The following is a 25,875-nucleotide window of genomic DNA, read 5'->3' as shown; positions in this document are numbered from 1 at the left end:
GTCGAGTAGGAGAGTAGCATGACCGATCATAGCGAAGACGCCCCCAACGAAATCCTCGCCGCCGCCAAGGAGGCCAAGGATCACGCCGTCGCCGCCGCCGAGGCGACCGCCACGTCGATCAAGGAAAAGACGCGCAACTGGCCGATGGGCAAGATCGGCCTGGGCGTCGGCATCGGTTCGGCCGCGATCGCGGCGGCGGTGCTGTACGGCACGCGCAACAAGTCCAAATAATCCGCTTCCACTGAAACGAGGGTTTTCATGCGCCTTTTCCGTGCCGCGCTTCTGCTCGGCGTCGCCGCCCTTCCCTCGCTGGCAGGAGCGCAAACCGCGCCGAGCCCGGCGCGCACGGAAGGCGTGAAGCCCATCGACTTCACCACGCGTACCCTGCCCAACGGCCTGCGCGTCTATGCCATTCGCGACACGACGACGCCCAACGTCTCGGTCCAGGTCTGGTACGATGTCGGGTCGAAGGACGATCCCAAGGGCCGCTCGGGCTTTGCGCACATGTTCGAGCATCTGATGTTCAAGGCGACGCGCAACCTCGTCCCCGAACAGATGGATCGCCTGACCGAAGATGTCGGCGGCTATAACAACGCCTCCACCGCCGACGACTACACCAATTATTTCGAGGTGGTGCCCGCCAACCATCTGCAGCGCCTGCTGTTCGCGGAAGCCGACCGCATGGCCGCGCTGGTCGTCGAGCCCAAGAGCTTCGCCAGCGAACGCGACGTGGTGAAGGAGGAACTGCGCCAGCGCACCCTCGCCCAGCCATACGGCAAGCTGTTCTCCATCTATTACCCCAAGCTGGCGTACAGCGTGCACCCCTATGCGCGGCCGGGCATCGGCAGCCTGGAGGAACTGGAGTCGGCGGGCATCGATGACGTCCGCGCCTTCCATGCCACCTATTACCGGCCCGACAATGCGGTGCTGGTCGTGTCGGGCAATTTCGACCCCGCGCAGCTGAACCGCTGGGTCGACCAGTATTTTGCGAACATCAAGCGGCCCGTTACCGCGATCCCGCGCGTCACCGTGCAGGAACCGGCACGGACACAAGCCGTGTCGCGTACCGTCTACGAGCCCAACACGCCGCTGCCCGCCGTCCTGATCAGCTATCACATCCCGCCCGAACGCAGCGCCGATACCCCCGCGCTGATGGTGCTGAACGCCATCCTGTCGGCGGGCGAAAGCTCGCGGCTGTACGAGGACCTGGTGTACCGCGACCAGCTGGCCCAGTCGGCCGCGACCTTTCTCGACACCAAGCAGTCGACCGGCAACATCGTCCTCTATGCGATGATGGCGAGCGGCAAGCCGGTGGCCGAGGGCGAGGCGGCGCTGAAGAAGGAGGTCGCCCGGCTGCGTGACGCCCCCGTCTCCGCCACCGAACTGGCCGAGGCGAAGAACGAACTGCTGACCGCCGCGCTCAAGCAGCGGGAAACCGCCGAGGGCAAGGCCAACCTGATCGCCAACAGCGTCATCGTCGACGGCGACCCCAGCGCCGCCGACCGACAGATCGCCGCCGTACAGAAGGTGACGGCCGCCGATATCCAGCGCGTCGCCCGTGCCTATCTGAAGGACAGCCAGGGCGCGACCATCCGCTACCTGCCCGACAGCGAACGCCCCGCGAATGTCCGCCTGATGCCGATCGAGATCGCGCCGACGGTCCAGACCGCGGCGCTGACCCCGCCCGCCAATATCGAGGTGGTGACGCCCGCCCCCGAGGGGCAGCGCATCCTGCCCCCGGCGCCCGGCGCGGCCATCGCCCCCACCCTGCCGCAACCGGTCGCGACTACGCTGCCCAACGGCCTGCGCGTCGTGACGGTCGAGCGGCACGATTTGCCGCTCGTCACCGCCTCGCTGGTGGCGCTGGGCGGTGCGGCGACCGATCCGGTGGGCAAGGCGGGCGCGAGCAGCCTGTCGTCCGAGCTGATGACCAAGGGCACCACGACCCGCTCGGCGACCGAGATCGCACGCGCGGTCGAAAGCCTGGGCGGATCAATTGCGGCGGGCGCCTCGGATGACGGCGCGACCATCGACCTCACCGTCCCCTCGGCGCAGCTCGGCACGGCGATGACTATATTGGCCGATGTCGCGACCAACCCCGCCTTCAAGCAGGAGGAGATCGACCGCGCCCGCACCCAGTCGATCGACAGCCTGAACGTCGCCATGCAGAATCCGGCACAGCTGTCGGCGATGGTCGCCGACCGCGTGGTCTATGGCGCGCGTCCTTATGGCCAGCCGCTGTCGGGTACGCCCGCTTCGCTGAAGGGGCTGACCCGTGCCGACCTGACCGCCGCCTATGCGCGCAGCTGGAAACCGGGTCAGGCGACGCTGCTGCTGGTCGGCGACGTGACCCCCGCCCAGGCCCAACAGGTCGCCGAGCGCTATCTGGGCAATTGGCGGGTCGCCGGAGCCGCCGCGACGACGACGGCCAAGCCCCCCGAACCCGCCTTCCCCGCGCCGCGCGTCATCGTCGTCGACATGCCCGATGCCGGACAGGCGGGGGTGGTCGTCGCTCGTTCGGGCATCCGCCGCGCCGATGACCGCTATTACCCGCTGGCGGTGGCGAATACCGTGCTGGGCGGCGGCTTCTCGTCGCGGCTCAACCAGGAAATCCGCATCAAGCGCGGGCTGGCTTACGGCGCGGGCAGCTCGGTGGCGACGGGGCGTGACATCGGCCTGATCTCCGCGCGGACCCAGACCAAGAACCCCTCGGCCGCCGAAGTCGTCGGACTGATCGATGCCGAGATGCGCAAGCTGGGCACCGCGCCCGTGCCGCAGGACGAACTGGCGACGCGGCAGGCGGTACTGGTCGGCAATTTCGGCCGCACGATCGAGACGACCGACGGCATCGCCGACATATTGGCCAACTATACGCTGCAAGGCGTGCCGCTGGAGGAACTGAGCCGCTATATCCCGCGTGTCCAGGCGGTGGACCCGGCGGCGGTGGAGTCGGTTTCGGCCACGCTTCTCGATCCCAAGGCGGCCAGCATCATCGTGGTCGGCGACGCCAAACAGTTCCTGCCCGCGCTGCGTCAGGCGCATCCCGAGGTGGAGGTGATCCCGGCCGCCTCGGTCAATCTCGACTCGCCGAAACTACGCTGACCCCCCATTCCTCCCCAAGCTCTGCTTGGGGAGGGGGACCATCCGAAGGATGGTGGAGGGGCAGATCCGCCGCTACGCAAAATCCTTAACCCTCGCGGGTATAACCATAACCCGAGAGTGGCAGGGCTGGAGGATTCCCCACATTGCGGGTGGCGAAGCGGACAGTAAGGCGGATGATACAGGTCTGGCTGGCGCTGCTCGGCCTGATGCTGACGTTCGGCCTCATTCTGGCCGCCCAGGGTGCCAGGCGGGCGAAGCCTGTAGCCGTCGCAACGCCGCAACGCCGCTCCACACCCGCCACCGCTCCCGTCGCCGACGCCCTACCCGCCATCGACGGCAGCACCGGCACCGTCGCCCTGCCTGCCTTGCCGATCCCGCCGGGGGCCAACTTAGCCGATAGCGGCGTGGTGGCGGCCCGGCCCTTTGCATGGGGCCGCGCGGGCGCGATCGATCGCGCGCGCGCGATGCAATGCCTGACCGCCGCCATCTATTACGAAGCGGGTGGCGAAAGCATCGACGGGCAGCGCGCCGTGGCGCAGGTCGTGCTCAACCGCGCGCGGCATCCCGCCTTCCCCACCACGGTATGCGGCGTCGTCTATCAGGGGGTCGAGCGCGCGCATTGCCAGTTCAGCTTCGCCTGCGACGGCGCCCTGTCCCGTACCCCCGCCGTCACCGGCTGGTCGCGCGCGGCGCAGGTCGCGGCGGCGGCGCTGTCGGGCGGAGTCTATGCGCCGGTCGGGCTGGCGACGCATTACCATACCTTTGCCGTAGCCCCGGCCTGGAACCGCGCCATGGTGATGACCGACATGGTCGGCGCGCATCTTTTCCATCGCTGGAAGGGCTATTGGGGCACCGCCGCTGCGATGAGCCGCGCCTATGCGGGGGGAGAGGTGCTTCCCGTGCTCGCGCCTGCTCCGGCAACTGAAACGGCGAGTAGCGAGGTTCTGCCGCCCGTGCCAGCGACGCTGCCCGTACCGCCTCTGCCCGGCGCGACGCCCGTACCGCCGCGCCCTGCCCAGACTCGCGAAACGCCGACCCCCGCTCCGCCACGCGAAACGGGGATCAGCGACCGGCTGGCCACATCGGGCCAGATACTGGACAAATGGAAGGATAGCGGCCGCCCGATCGAGCGGCCCGATGCGCCGCGCCCGAACCTTCCGAACTCGAATTTGCCAAGCCGGGCGGCCGTCACCGATCAGCGGCGGTAATTGCGATCGTTCTTCTGGAAGCGGACCTGACGGCTCAGCATCGCATAGCGACGGTCCAGATCATTGCGCTCCGAGACGCTCAGGCCACCGCCCGACCGGCGATAACGATATTCGAGCTGGCTCAGGCCGCGCAGTTCGGACTGGAGCCGCCCCGCCTCGCGCCGGTTGAGCGCGCCCGAGCGGATGCCCTGGTCGATCCGCTGCTGCAACTGGCCCTGGCGCTGCGCGATCGGGGTCCAGCGCTGTGCCTCGGCGACCGTGGGGACGGCGATGGTGGCGAAACCCAGGCTTGCAAGGATCATGGCCTTCATGATGACACTCCCATAATAAAGCGGGCGATTACTGGCCCGATCCGCAATATGGGTCCCGACAATCGCAAAGCTATACCAACGACTTAGCTAATATGTCGCCAATTGTCGCAGAAAGTGACATGCCGTTCATCCGGCGTTTATTGGCGCCGGACACGACAAGGCCGGACCTCTCCTTACAACAGGGAGAGGTCCGGCCCAATCGTTTGTCGAACGTCAACAGCCGGGTTTAGCGGCAGCGGACATTGTCCCGCTCGATCGCGCGTCCGGCCAGTGCACCGCCCGCTGCACCCAGTAGCGTGCCGAGCGTCTGCGACCCGCCCGAGGTGATCGCCGCGCCCAGCGCGCCGCCCGCGATACCGCCGACGATCAGGCCGGTGGTGCCGTCGTTGCGACGACAATAATAGCGGCCGTCCTGCCCGACATAGACACGGTCGTTCCGGCTCAGCCGCCGCTCGCGATAGCGCGCATTGTCGACATAATAACGGTCGGCATAATAGCCGCCATAAGCGGGATCAGGCCGGTTATAGTCATAGGCATAACGTGGGCCGCCGCCGAAGCCGCCATAGCCATTGTCATAGGTGGAACAACCGGAAACCAGCGTCGCGGCCCCGATCAGGCCGAGTGTCCATGCACGCATTACATCCTCCCTCATGGGTGATGCGGGGGAATCGCTTTGCGGGGCCAAAGGTTGCGATATGTTAAGGGGTTTTGCCGGGATTTCGGGTGTGGGTTTGCAGGTGGGGGCGTGCCCTCCGACTTCGCTCGGTGCGAACGGGGAAGCACCCGGGCCATATCCAACCTCCGTTCAGCCTGAGCGAAGTCGAAGGCCAAGGGATACCCTATCAACGCAGGGAGGTGGCAAGCCTATTCTCCAAGCCAAGCGACGTCTCGACCGAAGCTCGCTAACGACCCGTCATACTATTCCGGCGAAGGCCGGGATCCAGTTGGGTGGCCGCCGCAGGTGACCCCGACCGTTCCGCAACTGGACCCCGGCCTTCGCCGGGGTGGCAGAAAGGAGAGAAGGCCTTCCCTTCGGCTCGGTCACGTTCGCCTCAGGCGGACGACCGCCTTCACTATGACGCGGCCTGCACACGCTTCCTGGTACAGGCCGCACCATCTTCAATGCAGGGGCCTATAAAAACCCGCACACCCCCGTCCCGGAGAGGACTTACTCCGCCGCCTGCGCCTGCCCCTTGTCGAGCAATGGCTTCAGATACTTGCCCGTAAAGCTCCGCGGTTCGGCGGCGACGACTTCCGGCGTTCCGACCGCAACGATCTCGCCGCCCTTCACACCGCCCTCGGGGCCCAGATCGACGATCCAGTCGGCGGTCTTGATGACATCGAGATTATGCTCGATCACCACCACCGTATTGCCCTGCTCGACCAGCGCGTGGAGCACTTCGAGCAGCTTGCGCACATCCTCGAAATGCAACCCGGTCGTCGGCTCGTCGAGGATGTAGAGCGTGTTGCCCGTCGCGCGGCGCGACAATTCCTTGGCCAGCTTCACCCGCTGCGCCTCGCCGCCCGACAGGGTCGTCGCCTGCTGGCCGACCTTGACGTAACCCAGCCCCACCTCGACCAGCATCGCCATCTTGTCGCGGATCGGCGGCACCGCCTGGAAGAACTCGGCGGCGTCCTCGACCGTCATGTCGAGCACATCGGCGATCGAGTGGCCCTTGAACTTCACCTCCAGCGTCTCGCGATTGTAGCGCGCCCCGTGGCACACGTCGCAGGTGACATAGACGTCGGGCAGGAAGTGCATCTCGATCTTGAGCACGCCGTCGCCCTGGCACGCCTCGCACCGCCCGCCCTTGACGTTGAAGCTGAACCGGCCGGGCTTGTAGCCGCGTGCCTGCGCCTCCGGCAGTCCGGCGAACCAGTCGCGGATCTGGGTGAAGGCACCGGTATAGGTCGCCGGGTTCGAACGCGGCGTGCGACCGATCGGCGACTGGTCGATGTCGATCACCTTGTCGAGATGGTCGAGCCCGGTGATCTTCTCATGCTTGCCCGCCAGGATGCGCGCACCGTTCAGCGACCGCGCGGCGGCGGCATAGAGCGTGTCGATGGTGAAGCTCGACTTGCCCGACCCCGACACGCCGGTGATGCAGGTGAAGGTGCCCAGCGGAATGCTTGCGGTCACGCCTTGCAGATTGTTGGCGGTCGCCTTGTGCACCGTCAACTTCTTGCCCGAACCCTTGCGGCGCTTGGCCGGGACCGCGACCTCGCGCGTGCCGTTCAGATAGTCGGCGGTGACGCTGGTCTTGGACTTGAGCAGTTGCTTCAGCGTCCCATGCGCGACGATCTGGCCGCCATGCACGCCCGCGCCCGGCCCCATGTCGATGACATAGTCGGCGGTGCGGATCGCATCCTCGTCATGCTCGACGACCAACACGGTGTTGCCCAGGTCGCGCAACCGGCGCAGCGTGGCGAGCAGCATGTCGTTGTCGCGCTGGTGAAGCCCGATCGACGGCTCGTCGAGCACGTACAACACACCCGACAGCCCCGAGCCGATCTGCGACGCCAGCCGGATGCGCTGGCTCTCACCGCCGGACAGCGTGCCGCTGGTCCGATCGAGATTCAGATAGTCGAGGCCGACATTGTTGAGGAAGCCCAGCCGCTCGACGATCTCCTTGAGGATCGGCTGGGCGATGGCGCGTTGCTGGTCGGTCAGATGTTCGGGCAGGCCGGTGAAGAAAGCCAGCGCATCGACCACCGACAGATGGGTGGCGTAGCTGATGTCCTGCATCGCGATCTTCACCGCCAGCGCCTCGGGCTTCAACCGCGCGCCGTGGCAGACTTCGCAGGGCTGCGACGATTGGTAATTGGCCAGTTCCTCGCGCATCCAGGCGCTCTCGGTCTGGAGCATCCGGCGGTTGAGATTGCCGATCACGCCCTCGAACGGCTTCTTCACGTCGTACGACTTCTTGCCGTCGACAAAGGTCAGCGTGACCGCCTTGCCCTTGGTGCCATGCAGGATCGCCTCGCGGACCTTGTCCTCCAGATCCTTCCACGGCGTCTCCAGCGAGAAACCGAACTCGCGCGCCAGGCTGCCGAGCACCTGCATATAATAGGGGCTGGGCGGGTTGGACTTGGCCCAGGGCACGACCGCGCCCTTCTTGATCGACAGCTCGTGATTGGGGACGACCAGGTCCTCGTCGAAGATCAGCTTCTCGCCCAGACCGTCGCAGGCCGGGCACGCGCCCTGCGGCGCGTTGAACGAGAACAGGCGCGGCTCGATCTCGGAAATGGTGAAGCCGCTGATCGGGCAGGCGAACTTTTCCGAAAACACGATGCGGCCATCGGGCGCGTTGTTGCCCAGCACGGCGGATTTGGGCGTCGCGGGCTCGACCGGATCGGCGGGGTCGACATAGGCCAGGCCGTCCGCCAGCTTCAGCGCGGTCTCGAAACTGTCGGCCAGGCGCGTGGCAATGTCCTCGCGTACGACCAGACGGTCGACGACCACCTCGATGTCGTGCTTGAACTTCTTGTCGAGCGCAGGGGCCTCATCGATTTCGTAGAGCTGGCCGTCGATGCGGACGCGGGTGAAGCCCGCCTTCTGCCACTCGGCCATTTCCTTGCGATACTCGCCCTTGCGACCGCGCACGACCGGGGCGAGCAGATAGAGGCGCGTCCCCTCGGGCAGGGTCATCACCCGGTCGACCATCTGGCTGACCGTCTGCGCCGCGATCGGCTCGCCGGTCGCCGGGCTATAGGGGATGCCGACGCGCGCCCAGAGCAGACGCATATAGTCGTAGATTTCGGTGACCGTCGCCACGGTCGAACGCGGATTGCGGCTGGTCGTCTTCTGCTCGATCGAGATGGCGGGCGACAGCCCCTCGATATGGTCGACGTCCGGCTTCTGCATCATCTCCAGAAACTGGCGCGCATAGGCCGACAGCGACTCGACGTAACGCCTCTGCCCCTCGGCATAGATGGTGTCGAACGCCAGCGAAGACTTGCCCGACCCCGACAGGCCGGTGATCACCGTCAGCGTGTCACGGGGAATGTCGATATCGACATCCTTGAGATTATGCTCGCGCGCGCCGCGGACGGAAATCTTGGTCAGCATGAGGCAGGTTCTACTTCTGTTCCGGGAGGAAGGCCAGAGGCGAGATAGGAAGTGGGGACGGCCGTTTCGAGAGGGGCGGGCTTGCGGGAACGCGGAAGTCCGGCGCATGATCCCTATCGATCGCCGTTCGAGGGGGAGTAGTTTCCAACGTGTCCAAGACCTTGCACCTGACCGCCCTGTTGCTGCTGGCCGCCAGCGCCGCCTCGCCCGCCTTCGCGCAAAAGGCCGAGAAGACCGAGACCAAGACGACCACCGAAACGAAGGACGACGACAGCAAGCGTCCGCCCCTGCCCGCCGACAAGACGATCAACCAATCGGCACGGATCGGCGGCCGGATCGTCAACTACAAGGCGACCATCGGCAAGATCGCGGTGCGCGACGACAAGGGCAAGGAGATCGGGCAGGTCGTCTATACCGCCTATACCGTGCCCGGCGGCGATGTGCGGCGGCCGGTGACCTTTGCATTCAACGGCGGGCCGGGCGCGGCCTCGGTCTATCTGAACCTGGGCGCAGTGGGCCCCAAGCGCGTGCCGTTCGGCGCGCAGGGCGATGCGCCCTCCGACGCGCCGGTGACGACCGACAATCCCAATAGCTGGCTGGACTTCACCGACCTGGTCTTCATCGATCCGATCGGCACCGGCTTCAGCCGCAGCCTGGTCGACGAGGCGGAGACCAAAAAGGCCTTCTTCGCCAACGACCCGGACATCAAATATCTGTCCAAGGTCGTCTATGACTGGCTGGTCAAGGAAGGCCGGTTGCGCTCGCCGAAGTACGTCATGGGCGAAAGCTATGGCGGCTATCGCGCCCCGCGCATCGCCTATGAACTTCAGTCGCAGATCGGCGTCGGGGTGAACGGGCTGATCATGGTGTCGCCCTATCTCGACCCCGCCTCGGGCGACGATGCCACCGCGCTGTCGCCCTTACCGTGGATGATCGACCTGCCCTCGATGGCCGCCGCCCAGTTGGAGCGGCAGGGCAAGCTGACGCCCGAAGCGATGGCCGGGGTCGAGGCCTATGCGCGCGGTGACTACCTGCGCGACCTGATGCGCGGGCGGTCGGATACGCAGGCCGTCGACCGGATGGTGACCCGCGTCACCGAGCTGACCGGGCTGGACCCGGCCCTGGTCCGCAAGCTGGGCGGGCGGATCGATACGCGGACGTACCTGCGCGAAATTCACCGCAACGATTCGACGATCGGCAGCATCTACGATTCGAACGTCACCGCCTTCGATCCCTTCCCCTGGTCGTCGCAGCAACGGTCCAACGACCCGCTGCTCGATTCGCTGATCGCGCCGACGACCAGCGCGATGGTCGATTTCGTGACGCGCGAAGTGGGCTGGAAGACCGACGCCCGCTATCATGCACTGTCCTATGAGGTGAACAGCGCCTGGGATCGCGGCAAGCCCGAGGATGCTCCCGTCACCGACCTGCGCAAGGCGATCGCCAACGATCCCAAGATGAAGGTGATGATCGTGCACGGTTGGGACGACCTGTCCTGCCCGTACTTCGCGTCGCGGCTGATCGTCGACCAGATGCCGAGTTATGGCGTGGCGCAGCGGGTGAAGCTGAACGTCTATCCGGGCGGACACATGTTCTACAGCCGCACCGACAGCGGCGCGGCGTTCCGGCGCGATGCAATGGCGATGTACGGGGGGTGATGGGATAGGCCTGACCTCTGTTCGCACGGGACGAAGTGTCGAGGGCGACGCCCCGTCTGGCGCCTCATGCCAACCCGCGCTAACACGCCAACCGTATACGAAACGGAGCGAGTGACATGGCAGGAATGATCGGCGGATCGACGGCAGAACGCGAACTGGCGAGCCTGTCGCCCTGGGCGAACCCCGCGCCGGTCATCACCGCACAGGAACGGGCGCAGCGGCTGACCCGCGCGCGCGAACTGATGGGCCAGATGGGCGCCGACGCACTGCTGATCGGTGCGGGGGCCAGCTTGCGCTATTTCACCGGCGTCGCCTGGGGCGCGACCGAGCGACTGGTGGCGATGCTGCTGCCGATATCAGGCGAGCCGATCTTCATCTGCCCCGGCTTCGAACTGGGCTCGTTCGAGGCCGGCCTGTCCATCCCCGCCACCGACATCCGCCTGTGGGAAGAGGATGAAAGCCCCTCCACGCTGGTCGCCGACGCGCTGAAGGCGGCGGGAGCCCAGACCTTGGCGATCGACCCCGCCATGGCCTTCCTGTTCGTCGAGCGGATCCGCGCCGCCGCGCCGGGCGTCGCCTTGGTCGATGGCGGGCCGGTCGTCGACGGTTGCCGCATGATCAAGTCGCCTGCCGAGATCGCGCTGATGCAACAGGCGATGGACATCACGCTGGAGGTGCATCGTCGCGCCGCACGCATCCTGCACGAAGGCATCCGCGCGTCGGAGGTCATCCGTTTCATCGACCAGGCGCACCGCGCGCTAGGTGCGTCGACCGGCAATTATTTTTGCGCGGTGCAATTCGGGCGCTCGACGGCCTTCCCGCATGGCCTGCCGCAGGACGATGTGCTGCGCGACGGTGACGTGGTGCTGGTCGACACCGGCACGCTGATCGACGGCTATCACAGCGACATCACCCGGACCTATGCGTTCGGCGAGGTCGGTGACGAGGTTCGCCGCATCTGGGACATCGAAAAGGAAGCGCAAGCCGCCGCCTTCGCCGCCGTCCGGCCCGGCGAGCCGTGCGAGGCGGTCGACTTTGCCGCGCGCGCCGTGCTGGAGCGGTCGGGCCTCGGCCCCGACTATCGCCTGCCCGGCCTGCCGCATCGCACCGGTCACGGTATCGGCCTGTCGATCCACGAACCCGCCTATCTGGTGCGCGGCGACAAGACCCCGCTGACGCCGGGCATGTGCTTCTCCAACGAGCCGATGATCGTCGTGCCCGACCGCTTCGGCGTGCGGCTGGAGGATCATTTCCACGTCACCGAGACAGGCGCCGCCTGGTTCACCCAGCCCCAGCCCGCGATCGACGATCTGGGCTGAAGGATCGCCCTTGATCCTATTCCTCCCCTTGCAGGGGAGGTGGCAGGCCGAAGGCCTGACGGAGGGGTGTCACCTTTTGCGAGGGTGGGATGCCCCTCAAACCGGGACACCCCTCCACCATGCTTCGCACGGTCCCCCTCCCCTTGCAGGGGAGGAATGCAGTCGATCCAGTCCTTCGCGGCTTCGCGTGAACGACGGCCTTATACTACCGTGAACCCTGCCCAGAACGGGTCCTCGCGGTCGATCCAGATCGTGTTGTAGCCGGTCGACACCGCCGAGCCCTGGATCGACGGCACGATCGCCGTCTGCCCGCCGAGTTCGGTCGCTTCCTCGACCCGACCGATGAAACGGCTGCGGATATAGCTTTCATGCACGAAGCGGTCGCCGACCTTGAGCCGCCCCTTCGCCGCCAGATGGGCCAGCCGCGCCGAGGTGCCGGTGCCGCAAGGGCTCCGGTCGATCGCCCGCTCGCCATAGAACACCGCGTTGCGGCCATCGGCATCCTCGGCCGAGGGCTTGTCGGCCCACAGCACATGGCTGACCCCCCGGATCGAGGGTTCGAGGGGGTGCACCGGCTCGAACTTCTCGCGCACCAGTTCGCGGATCGTGCGGCTGAGTTCGACCAGCTTCGACGCGCCCAGATCGTCCAGCCCGGTATAGGCCCCCTGCGGCTCGATGATCGCATAATAGTTGCCGCCATAGGCGACATCCAGCGTCAACGGACCGAAGCCCGGCACGTCGATTGCGATCCCCTCGGCCGCCAGATAGGCGGGGACGTTGCGGATACGAACGGCGGTGACCTTCGCGCCGGCCTTCTCATATTCGATATGGATGGTGCCTGCGGGCACCTCGACCTTCAGCTTGCCCGGCTCGCGCGGGGTGATCAGGCCGTTTTCCAGACCGAAGGTGATCATGCCGATCGTGCCATGCCCGCACATGGGCAGGCAGCCGCTCGTCTCGATGAACAGGATCGCGGCGTCGCTGTCCGGCTCGCACGGCGAATAGAGGAAGCCGCCCGACATCATGTCATGCCCGCGCGGCTCGAAACACAGGCCGGTGCGGATCCAGTCGAACCGCTCCAGAAAATCCAGCCGCCGCTCGGCCATGCTGGACCCGCGCAGGAGCGGCGCGCCGCCCGCCACCAGCCGGACGGGATTGCCCGCCGTATGGCCGTCGATGCAGAAGAAGGTATGGCGGATCGTGGGTGACGTCATCGGGATTCCCTTGCTGTAAAATCCGTATACGATATGACCAGGGTCATGCCCAAGCCGGAAAATCACGCGCAACCATCGGCCAACCCATCGGACCGCCGCAGCGCCATCGTCGTGGGTGGCGGCGTCATCGGCACCACCACCGCACTCGCACTGCAACGCACCGGCTGGACGGTGACGATGATCGAGGCGGAGGACACTCCGCGCGCCGCGTCCTGGGGCAATGCGGGCCATATCGCGACCGAACAGGCCGAGCCGATCGCCTCGCCCGCGATGGTGCGCGGTTTCGCCAAACGGCTGTTCTTCCGCGGCGGCGCACTCGCCCTGCCGCCGCGCGAGATCGCGACATGGCTGCCCTTTTCGCTCCGCCTGCTGAAAGCGGCGCGCCCCGCCCGGTACGAACGTTCGCATCAGGCGCTGGCCGCGCTGCTTGCCCAGGCGATGCCCGCATGGCAGCGGCACGTCGCCGCGCTGGGCGAGCCCAATCTGCTCCGCCCAGACGGTCATGTCGTGCTGTGGGAAACGCCGGAGAGCGCCGCGCGCGGCCTGGCCAACTGGCAGGCGGCGGACACCGGCACCGCGCGCTTCCGCCCGCTGACCGAGGCCGAATTGCAGGACTGGCGCGCCCGGGTTCGCGTGCCCATCGCTGGCGGTATCCGTTTCGAGGGCAGCGGCCAGATCGCCGACCCGACCCGGCTGGCCGAAACGACGACAGCGCGCTTCCTGGCGGACGGCGGCACCCGCCTCATCGCGCGCGTCGAGGCGATCAGCGACGGCGAGGTCCGCCTGACCGACCATCGCCGCCTGACCGCCGACCAGATCGTCGTGACGGCGGGCGTGGCGAGCGCCGCGCTGCTCCGCCCCTTCGGCCTGAAGGCCCCGATCATCGCTGAGCGCGGCTATCACCTCCAGACCGGCCCCGACGTCGACTGGCCCGCCGACCTGCCGCCGGTGGTGTTCGAGGACCGCTCGATGATCGTCACCCGCTTCGCAGGGGGCCTGCGCGCCGCCAGCATCGTCGAGTTCGCCCGCGCCGAGGCCAAGCCCGATCCCGCCAAGTGGAACCGCCTGCGTCACCATATCGCCGCGCTGGGCCTGCCGATCGGCGAGGACGCCAAACCCTGGATGGGCGCGCGGCCTACGTTGCCGGATTACCTGCCCGCGATCGGGCGAGTGCCGGGGACGACGGGTGTGTCCTATGCCTTCGGGCACAACCATCTCGGCCTGACGCTCGCCCCGATTACGGGCGAGTTGGTGGCGGCGATGGTGGAGAATGTGGCAACCCCGGTACCTCTCGAGCCATTCGCCCTGGCCAGGTTCGGATGACCCTGTACAGGCGACAAAGATCGAGTGAATTTGAAAATGGACTTTCAAAAAGTCTACGAATTTTGACGAACACTAGCCAAATGCTATCACGACAAACCTTTATAGTATCTCCAATGAACTTTGCCTAACGAATATTATTCATGTTCGGCCTTGGAAGCACAGACCAGCCGAATGACACTAATCACTGGCCTTTGGATATGATGATTGGCGCTTCGCGGCGGAAATAGCCAATGAACATTTGCCGCCCATCCTTTCCTGGGCCAAAACCCTGGTTCATCGGATGATAGCCCCGCGCCCACATCCGCTCGGAAAACTCCGGTGCCTGTACGCTTTTCATGGCGATATCGCGTAGGGGGAAATCCAGACTGCCGCTGACTTCACACAAAGTGGCGCCGCAATGTATATGCGGAGCTTGGTCGGTGCCCTTGATCCCGGACATATCGGCATATTCTTTCGCGAGCATGTCTTCGGATCGACTCGCCCAAGCTTCGTCACGCCCTTCCGCACGAAGGCGATCGTGCAGCGATTTGAGGTTAGGATCATAGCCGAAGAACGGCGATGCCACGTCCGAAATCCGGGCTAGTTCCGCAGCGCGCATATTCGCCATTGGGTCATGTTGGATCTCCGGGGCGAGGCGGGGCGCGCGCACCCGCCCGATGGAGGAGGGCGGCTTTGCCTGAGGCGGCGCCGCGCCGGACGACACCACCTGCACGATCGATCCTTGGATCGAGCCATCATCGGCGGAAGCCCCGACCTTACTCAAGTGGATCGAAACGATCAGCGCCACACCGAGTATGACGATGCATAGGGTCGCAAAGGAACGCTTGGCTGTCACTTTCTCACCAACCCTTCTCACGATCACATCAAGCGAAAAGCTGACGGTTCGCATATTTCACACCTTCGGGGCATGACCACCGTGTCGAAACATAAAACATTTTACGGCCATTGCGCGAAGCAACCGGCGTTGTGCATTCTGAAAATGTCGAACATTCACGTGACACCTGCCCCCTCGCATCACGATATTCTTGCCCTTTACTACAATAACGATATTTCTTATCGCTATTATTCCTACCGCGCCCAGCGGTCTCACATGAATAGTAGTTCCCGGATCGATGGTCTTGTTTCTTACACGTCTGACATTCACTTTGAGCCGAAGCCTGTGCCGAGATCATCAACAAGAAGACAGAGAGAGTGGCTTTCATGACATTTCCCTTCAAATGAAACCGCTGTCGGTTTGAATGAAGTAACCAAGCTCGGCCAGTCCGGTACCTTTGGTTCGGCCGCCCGACATGACAATGCCGCTTTCGCACGATGACTTGAGACAGAGGGACGATGTGACCCGGTGTATGGCTTGGGCGGCCCGCACGCGGTCCGCATCCGACACAGTATCCGGGTACAGAAGAACATACTCGCACGCTTTTGCCCGGCAACTGATGCGAATATGCTTGGCTGGCTTCGAAAAGGCGCCCGCCCTTGTAAAGGCGTAGCGAATAGCACGCTCGCGCTGGATGTCCGCTGCGCGGGCGGGCGTATCACGAATATAGCGGTGCACTTCCGGAAAAGACGGCATCCGCCATGGCCCAATTTTGGGCCGCTTGGCTTTTGGCGTAATCGGCTCCGACCAGACGTCAACAAAGTCCGGCTCATCGACCTGCAGGCCAACGACTCGCATCTGCGCGGCGGCCATTGGAACCGCCACAAACGCCAATACAAAAGTTAAAGATAAACCCTTAAACTCTCGCATACAGCGACTCCATAACCGGAGATTGTCTATTTTATGAAAATCCTTCTTTATAACAACTCTGTCAATCATCATTTCATCATAAATTTATAATTCTTTTTTTGTAATTCATAAGTTATCGATTTTCCAGTAAAAGTGTAAAGAAATTACGTGGCAATCCCAAAGCTTAGCAGCGCAAAGCAAGCCCCCTTTCGCCTTTCTATTGATAAACTTGTTCTAGATGATCTTGGCAATCATGCACCCCAGCATTCGCGATAATGGGTGCCAGGCTTATCGCTGCCTTATCAACGATCTGGCGAATGGAAGACGACCCCGCTGACCGTGCGAGCGAACGTTCAGAGCATATGATTTTCCAAAATAGGCGACCTGGGTTTTGGAAGTGGACATGGTCGGGCTTCGCGGGTCGTTGCCAGCAGGACTAAGGAATTGTCCGCCCGCACGAACGCTTGGCCCCTGAAACGATAGTGATTGTCGACGGGCGCCTTGCCCGCTCGCTGACTATCGCCCACCCCCCTCGACATCCCGCCCCCATTCGCTATCGGTTAACCACAGCGCATCGGGGGAGCGGCGACCGGGTCCGTGCAGATCAAGCGGCTTCGCATTTCGGGTTTCAAGAGCTTCGTCGATCCGGCCGATCTGGTCATCGAACCGGGGCTGACCGGCGTTGTCGGGCCTAATGGCTGCGGCAAGTCGAACCTGCTCGAGGCGCTGCGCTGGACGATGGGCGAGAATAGCGCGCGGTCGATGCGCGGTGCGGGCATGGAAGATGTGATCTTCGCAGGGACCGCCACCCGCCCGCCGCGCGACTTTGCCGAGGTCACGATCCTGGCCGAGCGCGAAGGCGACGAGACCGAGATCGTCCGCCGGATCGAGCGGGGCGCGGGCTCGGCCTATCGGATCGACGGGCGCGACGTGCGCGCCAAGGACGTGGCGCTGCTCTTCGCCGACGCCGCGACCGGCGCGCACTCGCCCGCCCTTGTCAGCCAGAACCGGATCGGCGCGGTCATCGCCGCCAAGCCCGCCGAGCGCCGCGCGATGCTGGAGGAAGCGGCCGGGATCGCCGGGCTCCATGTCCGCCGCCGCGATGCCGAGACCAAGCTGCGCGCGACCGAGACGAACCTGACCCGGCTGGACGAGGCGATCGCCGACCAGGACGCCCGCATCGCGACGTTGCGGCGACAGGCGCGCGCGGCGGAGCGCTATCGCCTGCTCTCCGACCAGATCCGGGTGGCCGAGGCGCGGATGATCTTCGCCCGCTGGCGCGATGCGGCCGAGGCGGCGGGCGCGGCCAAGATCGAGGCGGAAGCGGCCGAGCGCCGCGTCACCGAAACCACCGCCGCCGAGCGGGAGGCTGCGGCCGCACAGGAACAGGCGGGTGCGCGCGCCGCCCGGACCCGCGCCGCCTCGCTCGCCGCGCGCGATACGCTCAGCGAGGCGGGTCATGCCCTGTCGCGCACCCGCGACCGCCGCCATGGCCTGCAACGGCGGATCGAGGAGCTGGCCGCCGCGCGCACCCGCATCGACGAGGACCGCGCGCGCGAGGATGCGCTGGCGCACGACGCGGCCGCCGCGATCCGGCGGCTGGCCGAGGAGTGCGAGGATTTGGAGGCGCGCATCGCCCATGCGGTGCAGGCCATGCCCCGGCTCGACGCGCTGCTGGCCGAGGCGGAGACGAAGAACCGCAATGCCGAGGTCGCGCTGGCCCGCGCCTTGTCGGCCCAGGCCGCCGAGGCCGCCGAGCGCCGCATCGCCGAGGCCGCGCTGGCCGCCGCCCGCGCCCGCCATGCCCGTGCCGAACGCGATGCCCGCGCGGTCGCCTCCGCGATCGAGGCGCTGCCCGACATGGCCGAGCAGGAGGCGGCGCGCGAAGCGGCGATTGCGACCCAGGCCGCCGCCAAGGTCGATGCGGACAAGGCACGCGCGGCTTTGGGCTGGGCCGAGGAAAGCGAACTGACCGCGACCGGCGAACGCGATTCCGCCGAGGGAGCCCGCGCCCGCGCCATCGCCGCCCTCGCCGCGCTGGAGGCCGAAGCGGCGACGCTGACCCGTGCGACCGCGAGCAAGGGCGGCGACCGGCTGCTCGACGAGGTGCAGGCCGAGCCGGGGTTCGAACGCGCGCTGGCGGCCGCGCTGGGCGACGAGTTGGAGACGCCGCTAGTCGACTGGCATGGCTCCCCCGTCGCACCCGACGACCCCGCCGCGCCGGTCGGCACGCTAAGGCTGGGTGAGCGGATCAAGGCGCCGCCGACGCTTGCCCGGCGGCTGTCGCAGATTTTCCTGGTCGAGGCGGATTCGGGCCAGCATCTGAGCGTCGGGCAGCGGCTGGTCACGCGCGAGGGGCGGCTGCGGCGCTGGGACGGCTATATCGGCGAGGGCGGCGGCGCGGCGGCGGCGGAGCGGATGGAGCGGCGCAACCGGCTCGCCGCGCTGGAGGCCGAACGTCCGGCGGCCGAGGCGGCGGTCCAGACCGCGACCGAGGCACGTGCTGCCATCGAGGACCGGATCGCCCGCGCCCGCGCCGCCGCCGCCAGCGCGCGGAACCTCCACGCCACCGCCGAAGCATCCTTGCGCGATGCCCAGCGCGCCGAGGACCGGGCACAGGCGGTGATCGAGCGGCTGTCCGCCCAGCGCACCGACCTCGCCACCCGCGCCGAACGCATCGCCGCCGAGATGGACGAGGCGCTGGCCGAATGCGACCGCGCCCAGGCGACGCTGGCCGGACTGCCCGACGGCACTGCCAGCGCGGCGGAGACGGCGCGGCTCCAGCAGGAGACGCAGTTGGCGCGCTCGGCGGTGGCGCTGGCCCGGTCGGAGCGGACGACGTTGGAGCGCAGCCTGACCCAGACCCGCGATCGGCTGTCCGCTGCCATGGCCGAGACGCAGGGCTGGGACCAGCGTGCGGGCCAGGCGGCGGGCCGGATCGCCGAGATGGACGACCGCGCCGCAACGCTCGACCGCGACGCCGCCGCACTGGCCGACCAGCCCAGCCTGCTCGCGGAGGAGATTGCCAGGCTCGCCGCCGCGCACGACACCGCCAAGGCCGAGGCGGAGCGCACCCAGATCGAGGAAGCCGACGCCGAACGCGCGCTGCGTGCCATCGAGGCCGCGCATGCCGAGACCCATGCGCTGTTGTCCGCCGCGCGGGAAGCGCGCGCGGGGGCGCTGGCGCGGGTCGAGAATCACGAACTTCGCCGGGTCGAGCTGGGCCGTGTGTCGGGCGAACGCTTCGCCTGCCCCGCGCCGGTGCTACCCGAGAAGCTGGCCTTCGACAGCGCCGGCGTCGGCTCGCCCCAGGCCGAGGCCGCCGCGCATGACAAGCTGTCCGCCGACCGCGAACGCATCGGCCCGGTCAATCTGGTCGCCGAACAGGAACTGGCCGATCTGGAGGCGAGCGGCGCGGCCAGTGCCGCCGAGCGCGAGGATCTGGTGCAGGCGGTGGCACGGCTGCGCAGCTCGATCGGACTGCTCAACCGCGAGGGGCGGCAGCGGCTGCTGGAGGCGTTCGAGGCGGTGAACGGCCATTTCCAGACCTTGTTCGCGACGCTGTTCGACGGCGGCTCGGCGCATCTGGCACTGATCGATTCGGACGATCCGCTGGAGGCGGGGCTGGAGATCATGGCGCAGCCGCCGGGCAAGCGGCTCCAGTCGCTCACCCTATTGTCGGGGGGCGAGCAGGCGCTGACCGCGGTGGCGCTGATCTTCGGCCTGTTCCTGACCAACCCGGCGCCGATCTGCGTGCTGGACGAGGTCGATGCCCCGCTGGACGATGCCAATATCGATCGCTTCTGCGGTCTGCTCGACCGAATGACGCGCGAGACGGATACGCGCTATCTGATCGTGACGCACAATGCGGTGACGATGAGCCGGATGCACCGGCTGTTCGGCGTGACGATGATCGAGCGCGGCGTCAGCCGGTTGGTGTCGGTGGATCTGCAGGCAGCGGAGACCCTGCTGGCGGCGGAGTAGCCCCATTCCTCCCCAAGCGCGCTTGGGGAGGGGGACCGCCGCGAAGCGGTGGTGGAGGGGCAAGACCACGCCGTTGACGATCACCGCAAGAGTGGGGCGGGCCCCTCCACCACCCGGCTATGCCGGGCGGTCCCCCTCCCCATCTCCGATGGGGAGGAATAGCAGCGGCTCACGGCAGCAGGAACGTCCCCTCGATCACCGTGACGCATCCACCGCCCAGGATCACCCGGTCACCCGCCAGCCGACAGCTCAACCGTCCACCCCGCGCACTGGCCTGCTCCGCCACGAAGGACTCGCGCCCCAGCTTCTGCGTCCAGTAGGGCGTCAGCACCGCATGCGCCGCGCCCGTCACCGGGTCCTCGTCGATGGCGAAGGCGGGCACGAAGACGCGGCTGACCACATCGGCCTCCCCCGCCCCGCCGCGCGCGGTCAGGATCACGACATAGCGCCCCGCCTTGGCCAGCGCGGTAAAGTCCGGCGTGCAGCCGCGCACCCTGGCCGCATCGTCGACGACCACGACCGCATAGCCCGCCGGATGGCGCAGCGTCTCGACCACGCCCTCCACGCCCAGCGCCTCGACCACCCCCGGCAGCGCCTCGGGCGACGGCGTCCGCTCCGGCAAGGACATGCTGTAGCCCAGCCCGTCGCGTGCCACCTCCAGCACCCCGGCATGGCGGGTCGCGAACCGCACACGCTCGCGCGTCGTATCCGACGACAGCACGACATGTCCGCTCGCCAGCGTGGCGTGGCCGCACATCTCGACCTCGTCGCCCGGCGTGAACCAGCGCAGCTCGAAATCCGCTTCACCGCCGTCCATCGGCACCAGGAAGGCGGTTTCGGACAGGTTGTTCTCCTGCGCGATCGCCAGCAGCGTGGCGTCGCCCGGCCAGGAGGACAGCGTCATTACCGCCGCCGGATTGCCGCCGAACGCGGCATCGGCAAAGGCGTCGACCTGGGTAAAGGGAATACGCATCAATAGCCTACCCGCTTGCCGAACCAGTGGGGGGTCACGTCCGCCTCGACCAGCGGATTGTCGGTGTCGACATGGCCTTCGGGATCGAGATGGATCAGCACCTCGACCTTGGGGAAGGCACGGCGCAGCGCGCGCTCGACGCCCTCGACCACGTCATGCGCGGCGGCGACCGTCATGTCGCGGTCGACCTCCATATGGAACTGCGCGAAGTCGTGGCTGCCCGAACGACGGGTGCGGAAGTCGTGAATGCCCTTCAGCCCCGGCTGGCGCGCGGCGACGTCGAGAAAGGCGGCGCGCTGGTCGTCGGACCATTCCTTGTCCATCAGCTGGTCGATCGCGGTCGAGGATGCCTGGAACGCGCCCCAGGCCAGCCACACGGCGATGGCGATGCCGAAGACCGGGTCCGCGCCGTGCCAGCCAAAATACTGGTCCAGCACCATCGCGATGATGACCGATCCGTTGAGCAGCACGTCGGACTGGTAATGGACATTGTCGGCCAGGATCGCGACCGAACCGGTGCGGCGGATCACGCTGCGCTGATAGGCGAGCAGGACGATGGTCGCGAGGATCGCGATCACCGACACGCCGATGCCGAATTCCGCGTCGCTGGTCGGATTGTCCGCGCCCAGCGCCATCACCGCGCGCCAGGCGATCCCCGCCGCCGAGGCGGTGATCAGCGCAACCTGGAACAGCGCCGCCAGCGCCTCCGCCTTGCCATGGCCGAAGCGGTGGTCGTGGTCGGCCGGGGTCGCCGCCAGCCGCACGCCGTACAGCGTCACCAGGCTGGCCAGCAGGTCTAGCGCGGTGTCGGCGAGCGACCCCAGCATCGCGACCGAGCCCGTCCGCCACGCGGCGAACCCCTTCAGCGCCAGCAGGAACAGCGCCATCGCGACGCTGGCCAGCGCCGCCTTGGTCGCCAGCGGAATGACTTTCTTGCGTTCGTCCTGGGTCACGGAAACAGCAATCCTTCGTCCCAGCCATGTTCGCCGGTGCGGGTGAAGACACGGCGCTCATGCAGCCGGTGTTCGCGGTCGAGCCAGAACTCGATCCGCTGCGGGGTCACGCGGTATCCGCCCCAATGCGGCGGGCGCGGCACGTCGCCGCCCTCAAAGCGGGCGCGCATGTCCTCGAAGCGCGCCTCGAACGTCTCGCGGGCGTCGAGCGGGCGCGACTGATCGGAGGCCCAGGCGCCCAGCTGCGAGTCGCGGCCACGGCTCGCGAAATAGGCATCCGACTCGGCATCGTCGACAAGGCTCACCGGCCCCTCGATGCGGATTTGGCGGCGCAGCGATTTCCAGTGGAAGAGAAGCGCGGCGTTGCTGCCCTCCCCCAAATCCTGCGCCTTGCGGCTCTCGCGGTTGGTGTAGAACACGAATCCGCGGCGGTCATGGCCCTTCAGCAGGACCATGCGAACCGAAGGTTGCAGGCGCGCATCCACCGTCGCCAGCGCCATCGCGTTGTAATCGTTGATTTCGCTCGCCCGCGCCTCGGCAAGCCACGCGTCGAACAGGGCAAAGGGATCGTCAGCCATGCGCCCGCCCATACGCTTGTGGGGGCGGAAAACCAATGTCGGGAACGGAAACGCTGAGTCCGTCATTGGAGGGGTTACGCAACGGAGATTTCCCCAATGCCCGCACGCGCTTACTGGCAGGGCCAGATACGCCTCGCGCTCGTGTCGATCCCGGTCGAAATCTATCCGGCGACCAAAAGCGGCGCGACCATCCAGTTCAAGCAGATCCACGAACCCAGCGGCAAACCGATCCATTACGAAAAGGTCGTGAACGACATCGGCCCGGTCGACACCGACGAGATCGTGAAGGGCTATCAGGTCGCCAAGGGGGATTACGTCCTGCTCGACCAGGACGAGATCGACGCGGTCAAGCTGGAGTCGAAGAAGACGCTGGAGCTGACCCGCTTCGTCGATGCGGGCGAGATCAACGTCCTTTACTATGAGCGCCCCTATTTCGTCGTGCCCGCCGACGATCTGGCCGAGGAAGCCTTTATCGTCCTGCGCGAGGCGTTGAAGCGGACCGGCAAGGTCGGGCTGGGTCAGCTGGCGCTGCGGGGGCGCGAATATATCGTCAGCCTGCGGCCATGCGGGCGCGGGCTGATCCTGGAGACGCTGCGCTACGCCGATGAGGTGAACAAGGCGCAAAGCTATTTCAGCGATATCGGCGATGCCAAGCCCGATGCCGAGCTGCTCGATCTGGCCGAGGCGTTGATCGAGAAAAAGTCCGGCCCCTTCGACCCCAAGCAATTCCACGACCATTATGTCGAGGCGCTGCACCGCCTGATCGAACGCAAGCGCAAGGGCAAGGGCAAGAAGGTCATTGAGGACGAGGATGACGCGCCTGCGAAGTCGGGCGGCAATGTCGCCGACCTGATGGCGGCACTCAAACAGTCGATGGAGACGGGCGAGACGCGCAGCCGATCCCGCAAGGCTCCGGCCAAGACGACCCGCAAGACGCCTGCGAAAAAGACCACCCGCAAAGCCCCGGCGCGCAAACATGGCTGATCCGCTCGAACGCTATAACGCCAAGCGCGACTTCACCCGCACCGCCGAACCGGCGGGGACGCTGGCGCCGGGCAAGGGCAACAGCTTCATCGTGCAGAAGCATGACGCGACCCGGCTCCACTGGGACTTCCGGCTGGAGGTGGACGGGGTGCTCAAAAGCTGGGCGGTGACGCGCGGCCCGAGCCTGGACCCCGACGAAAAGCGGCTGGCGGTGCGGACCGAGGATCATCCGCTATCCTATGCAACCTTCGAGGGGACCATCCCGGCGGGCGAATATGGCGGCGGCACGGTGATGCTGTGGGATCGCGGCACCTGGTCGCCGGTCGCGGGCAAGAGCGCGAAGGATCTGGAGGACGGGCATCTCCACTTCATCCTCGATGGCGAGCGGATGAAAGGCGAGTGGCTGCTCGTCCGCATGAAGCCCAGGGGCAAGGAGAAGCGCGAGAACTGGCTGCTGCGCAAGGTCGCCGACGCCCAGGCCGGGGGCACCGACACGCTGACCGATCAGGCGCTGACCAGCGTGTCGACCGGACGGACCATGGCGCAGATCGCCGAAGGGAAAGCGGCGAAGCCAAAGTCGACCAACACATCGAAGGCGCGGCCGGGCAGTGCGAAAACGAAGGCCAAGGCGAAAGCGGGCACGATGCCCGAATTTCGCCCCCCGGCGCTCTGCACTTTGGTCGATCAGGTCCCGGCCGGAAATGGCTGGCTGCATGAGATCAAATATGACGGCTACCGCGCGCTGATCGCGGTCGGCGGGGGAAAGGCGCGGGTCTTCACCCGCAGCGGGCTGGACTGGAGCGCAAAATTCCCCGGCATCGTCGCGGCCGCCGCCGACCTGCCCGTCACCAGCGCGCTGATCGACGGAGAGATCGTCGCGTTCAAGGACGGACGGCCGGACTTCTCGACGCTGAAGGATGCGATCGGCACGACCAAGCCGATGAGCCTGTTCGCCTTCGATCTGCTGTCGCTGGACGGCGAGGATGTGACCGGCCTGCCGCTGGTCCAGCGCAAGAAACGGCTGCGCGGCATCGTGCCCAAGGGCGACGAGGTTATCCAGTTCGCCGAACACGTCACCGGCTCGGGCGAGGCGCTGTTCGACACGCTGTGTGCCGAGGGGCTGGAGGGCGTCGTCTCCAAACGCGCCGACAGCCGTTATCCCGACGCGCGCAGCCGCGACTGGCTGAAGATCAAATGCCTGAAGCGGCAGGAGTTCGTGATCGTCGGCTGGCTGCCGTCCGACAAGGCGCGGCGGGGATTGAAGTCGCTGCTGCTGGGCGTGAACCGCGACGGCAAGCTGGCCTATGTCGGCAAGGTCGGTACCGGCTTTACGCAAGACCGCATGGCCGAGTTGCGCACGTTGCTCGACGCCCGCACCCGCAAGACCGCCCCCGTCGAGGCGCCGCGCGCGATGGTACGCGGCGCGAAATGGGTGCGCCCCGATCTGGTCGCCGAGATCGCCTTTACCGAGACGACGCCCGACGGCCTGCTCCGCCATCCCAGCTTCATCGGCCTTCGCGAGGACAAGCCCGCCGATCAGGTGGTCGAGGAACGCCCCGCCCCCGCGCCTTCGGCCCAAGAGAGCGACATCGCCATCACCCATCCGGATCGGGTGATCTTCCCCGACGGCGACCTGACCAAGGGCGATCTCGCCGATTATGTCGCGGCGGTGGCCCCGCTGATGCTGCCCTGGGTCGCGCGCCGGCCGGTCAGCCTGGTCCGCTGTCCGCAAGGGCGGGCGCGGGCGTGTTTCTTCCAGAAGCATGACGCGGGCAGTTTCGGGCCGCATGTCCACTCGGTGCCGATCCGGGAAAAGGACGGCGGCACCGAACCCTATCTCTATGTCGAGGATGCGGAGGGCCTGCGCGCCTGTATCCAGATGGGCTCGATCGAGTTTCACGGCTGGGGCTCCTCCATCGCCACGCTGGAACAGCCCGACCGGATGATCTTCGACCTCGACCCCGACCCGTCCGTGACCTTCGGCGATGTGAAGCGCGCCGCCGCGCATATCCATGACCAGCTCGCCGAACTGGGCCTGACCAGCTTTGCCATGCTGTCGGGCGGCAAGGGCGTGCATGTCGTCGTGCCGCTGACCCCGGACGCCGAATGGCCCGCCGTGTCGGATTTCGCCGAACGCTTCGCCAAGGCGCTGGCGAAGAGCGACCCCGACCGCTTCGTCGCGGTGGCGACCAAGGCCAGGCGCAAGGGCCGCATCTTCATCGACTGGCTGCGCAACCAGCGCGGGGCGACCGCCGTCATGCCCTATTCGGCGCGGGCAAGATCGGGCGCGCCGGTCGCGGCCCCGGTGGCGTGGCGCGAGCTGGACGGCATCGACACGGCGGCGCGCTGGACGATCCGCGATGCCGGGGAACTGGCGACGCGCGCGGGCAGCGCGGCGTTGCGCGGCTGGGGTGTGGCGGATCAAATCCTGCCCGATCTCTAATCGCCTGTTGCAACCTTGGGCCGATCCGGCGAT

At 66.7% G+C, this 25,875-nt stretch carries 18 protein-coding genes; 9 read left to right on the top strand and 9 right to left on the bottom strand.

What is annotated here, in order from left to right:
* Window positions 1-18 precede the first annotated feature (18 nt).
* The 3 genes from ACQR50_RS02625 to ACQR50_RS02615 all read left to right on the top strand — a co-directional run bounded on the left by ACQR50_RS02625 (window position 19) and on the right by ACQR50_RS02615 (window position 4,310).
* Window positions 19-231, top strand: coding sequence for a hypothetical protein (locus tag ACQR50_RS02625; protein ID WP_184103594.1), 213 nt, complete (start codon window positions 19-21; stop codon window positions 229-231).
* Window positions 232-258: 27 nt separating this feature from the next.
* A complete protein-coding gene (locus tag ACQR50_RS02620) occupies window positions 259-3,102 on the top strand; it encodes a M16 family metallopeptidase (RefSeq protein ID WP_428969707.1) in 2,844 nt (947 codons plus the stop codon).
* A 173-nt stretch (window positions 3,103-3,275) separates the two neighbouring features.
* Window positions 3,276-4,310: a cell wall hydrolase gene (locus tag ACQR50_RS02615; RefSeq protein WP_428969706.1), complete on the top strand. Its 1,035-nt coding sequence runs from the start codon at window positions 3,276-3,278 to the stop codon at window positions 4,308-4,310.
* On the opposite strand, the gene ACQR50_RS02610 is transcribed toward ACQR50_RS02615, so the two are convergent.
* From ACQR50_RS02610 to uvrA, 3 genes are all read right to left on the bottom strand, one after another.
* Window positions 4,298-4,621 carry a hypothetical protein gene (locus tag ACQR50_RS02610; protein ID WP_428969705.1) on the bottom strand — a complete coding sequence of 108 codons (324 nt, stop codon included), beginning with the start codon at window positions 4,619-4,621 and terminating at the stop codon, window positions 4,298-4,300. The two genes, ACQR50_RS02615 and ACQR50_RS02610, sit on opposite strands and share 13 nt — an antisense overlap.
* Window positions 4,622-4,847: 226 nt before the next feature.
* Window positions 4,848-5,258, bottom strand: coding sequence for a glycine zipper 2TM domain-containing protein (locus ACQR50_RS02605; protein WP_428969704.1), 411 nt, complete (start codon window positions 5,256-5,258; stop codon window positions 4,848-4,850).
* Window positions 5,259-5,789: 531 nt separating this feature from the next.
* Window positions 5,790-8,690 (bottom strand): excinuclease ABC subunit UvrA, encoded by a 2,901-nt coding sequence (uvrA, locus tag ACQR50_RS02600; protein WP_428969703.1) that lies wholly within the window; start codon window positions 8,688-8,690, stop codon window positions 5,790-5,792.
* A gap of 149 nt (window positions 8,691-8,839) precedes the next feature.
* Between uvrA and ACQR50_RS02595 the strand changes: the two genes are divergently transcribed.
* Both ACQR50_RS02595 and ACQR50_RS02590 read left to right on the top strand, forming a co-directional pair.
* Window positions 8,840-10,348 carry a S10 family peptidase gene (locus tag ACQR50_RS02595; RefSeq protein WP_428969702.1) on the top strand — a complete coding sequence of 503 codons (1,509 nt, stop codon included), beginning with the start codon at window positions 8,840-8,842 and terminating at the stop codon, window positions 10,346-10,348.
* A gap of 116 nt (window positions 10,349-10,464) precedes the next feature.
* A complete protein-coding gene (locus ACQR50_RS02590) occupies window positions 10,465-11,667 on the top strand; it encodes a M24 family metallopeptidase (protein ID WP_428969701.1) in 1,203 nt (400 codons plus the stop codon).
* Between the two features lie 200 nt (window positions 11,668-11,867).
* Here the strand turns inward: ACQR50_RS02590 and ACQR50_RS02585 are convergent, their stop codons facing one another.
* Complete coding sequence (locus tag ACQR50_RS02585; RefSeq protein WP_428969700.1) at window positions 11,868-12,881, bottom strand: 4-hydroxyproline epimerase; 1,014 nt, start codon at window positions 12,879-12,881, stop codon at window positions 11,868-11,870.
* Between the two features lie 45 nt (window positions 12,882-12,926).
* Between ACQR50_RS02585 and ACQR50_RS02580 the strand changes: the two genes are divergently transcribed.
* Window positions 12,927-14,204 (top strand): NAD(P)/FAD-dependent oxidoreductase, encoded by a 1,278-nt coding sequence (locus ACQR50_RS02580; protein WP_428969699.1) that lies wholly within the window; start codon window positions 12,927-12,929, stop codon window positions 14,202-14,204.
* A gap of 181 nt (window positions 14,205-14,385) precedes the next feature.
* On the opposite strand, the gene ACQR50_RS02575 is transcribed toward ACQR50_RS02580, so the two are convergent.
* Window positions 14,386-15,093, bottom strand: coding sequence for a hypothetical protein (locus tag ACQR50_RS02575; RefSeq protein WP_428969698.1), 708 nt, complete (start codon window positions 15,091-15,093; stop codon window positions 14,386-14,388).
* Between the two features lie 324 nt (window positions 15,094-15,417).
* Window positions 15,418-15,948 (bottom strand): hypothetical protein, encoded by a 531-nt coding sequence (locus tag ACQR50_RS02570; protein WP_428969697.1) that lies wholly within the window; start codon window positions 15,946-15,948, stop codon window positions 15,418-15,420.
* Between the two features lie 576 nt (window positions 15,949-16,524).
* Between ACQR50_RS02570 and ACQR50_RS02565 the strand changes: the two genes are divergently transcribed.
* Window positions 16,525-19,911 (top strand): chromosome segregation SMC family protein, encoded by a 3,387-nt coding sequence (locus ACQR50_RS02565; protein WP_428969696.1) that lies wholly within the window; start codon window positions 16,525-16,527, stop codon window positions 19,909-19,911.
* A 169-nt stretch (window positions 19,912-20,080) separates the two neighbouring features.
* Here the strand turns inward: ACQR50_RS02565 and ACQR50_RS02560 are convergent, their stop codons facing one another.
* From ACQR50_RS02560 to pdxH, 3 genes are all read right to left on the bottom strand, one after another.
* Window positions 20,081-20,884 carry a PhzF family phenazine biosynthesis protein gene (locus tag ACQR50_RS02560; protein ID WP_428969695.1) on the bottom strand — a complete coding sequence of 268 codons (804 nt, stop codon included), beginning with the start codon at window positions 20,882-20,884 and terminating at the stop codon, window positions 20,081-20,083.
* Window positions 20,884-21,771, bottom strand: coding sequence for a cation diffusion facilitator family transporter (locus ACQR50_RS02555; RefSeq protein ID WP_428970626.1), 888 nt, complete (start codon window positions 21,769-21,771; stop codon window positions 20,884-20,886). Before ACQR50_RS02555 ends, ACQR50_RS02560 begins: the two co-directional genes overlap by 1 nt.
* 62 nt (window positions 21,772-21,833) lie before the next feature.
* Entirely contained in the window at window positions 21,834-22,415 is a 582-nt protein-coding gene (gene pdxH / locus ACQR50_RS02550) for a pyridoxamine 5'-phosphate oxidase (protein WP_428969694.1), read from the bottom strand.
* Between the two features lie 96 nt (window positions 22,416-22,511).
* On the opposite strand from pdxH, the gene ACQR50_RS02545 reads away from it, so the two are divergent.
* Window positions 22,512-23,399, top strand: coding sequence for a Ku protein (locus tag ACQR50_RS02545; protein WP_428969693.1), 888 nt, complete (start codon window positions 22,512-22,514; stop codon window positions 23,397-23,399).
* Entirely contained in the window at window positions 23,392-25,842 is a 2,451-nt protein-coding gene (gene ligD / locus ACQR50_RS02540) for a DNA ligase D (RefSeq protein ID WP_428969692.1), read from the top strand. The genes ACQR50_RS02545 and ligD overlap by 8 nt, the downstream gene beginning before the upstream one ends.
* Window positions 25,843-25,875: the final 33 nt, after the last annotated feature.

It is taken from the genome of Sphingomonas sp. Xoc002, assembly GCF_050408055.1.
In the GTDB taxonomy this organism is placed as follows: Bacteria; Pseudomonadota; Alphaproteobacteria; order Sphingomonadales; family Sphingomonadaceae; genus Sphingomonas; species Sphingomonas yabuuchiae.
Note: the sequence above shows the minus strand (reverse complement) of the source record. Positions and strands in the feature narration are given on the sequence as shown.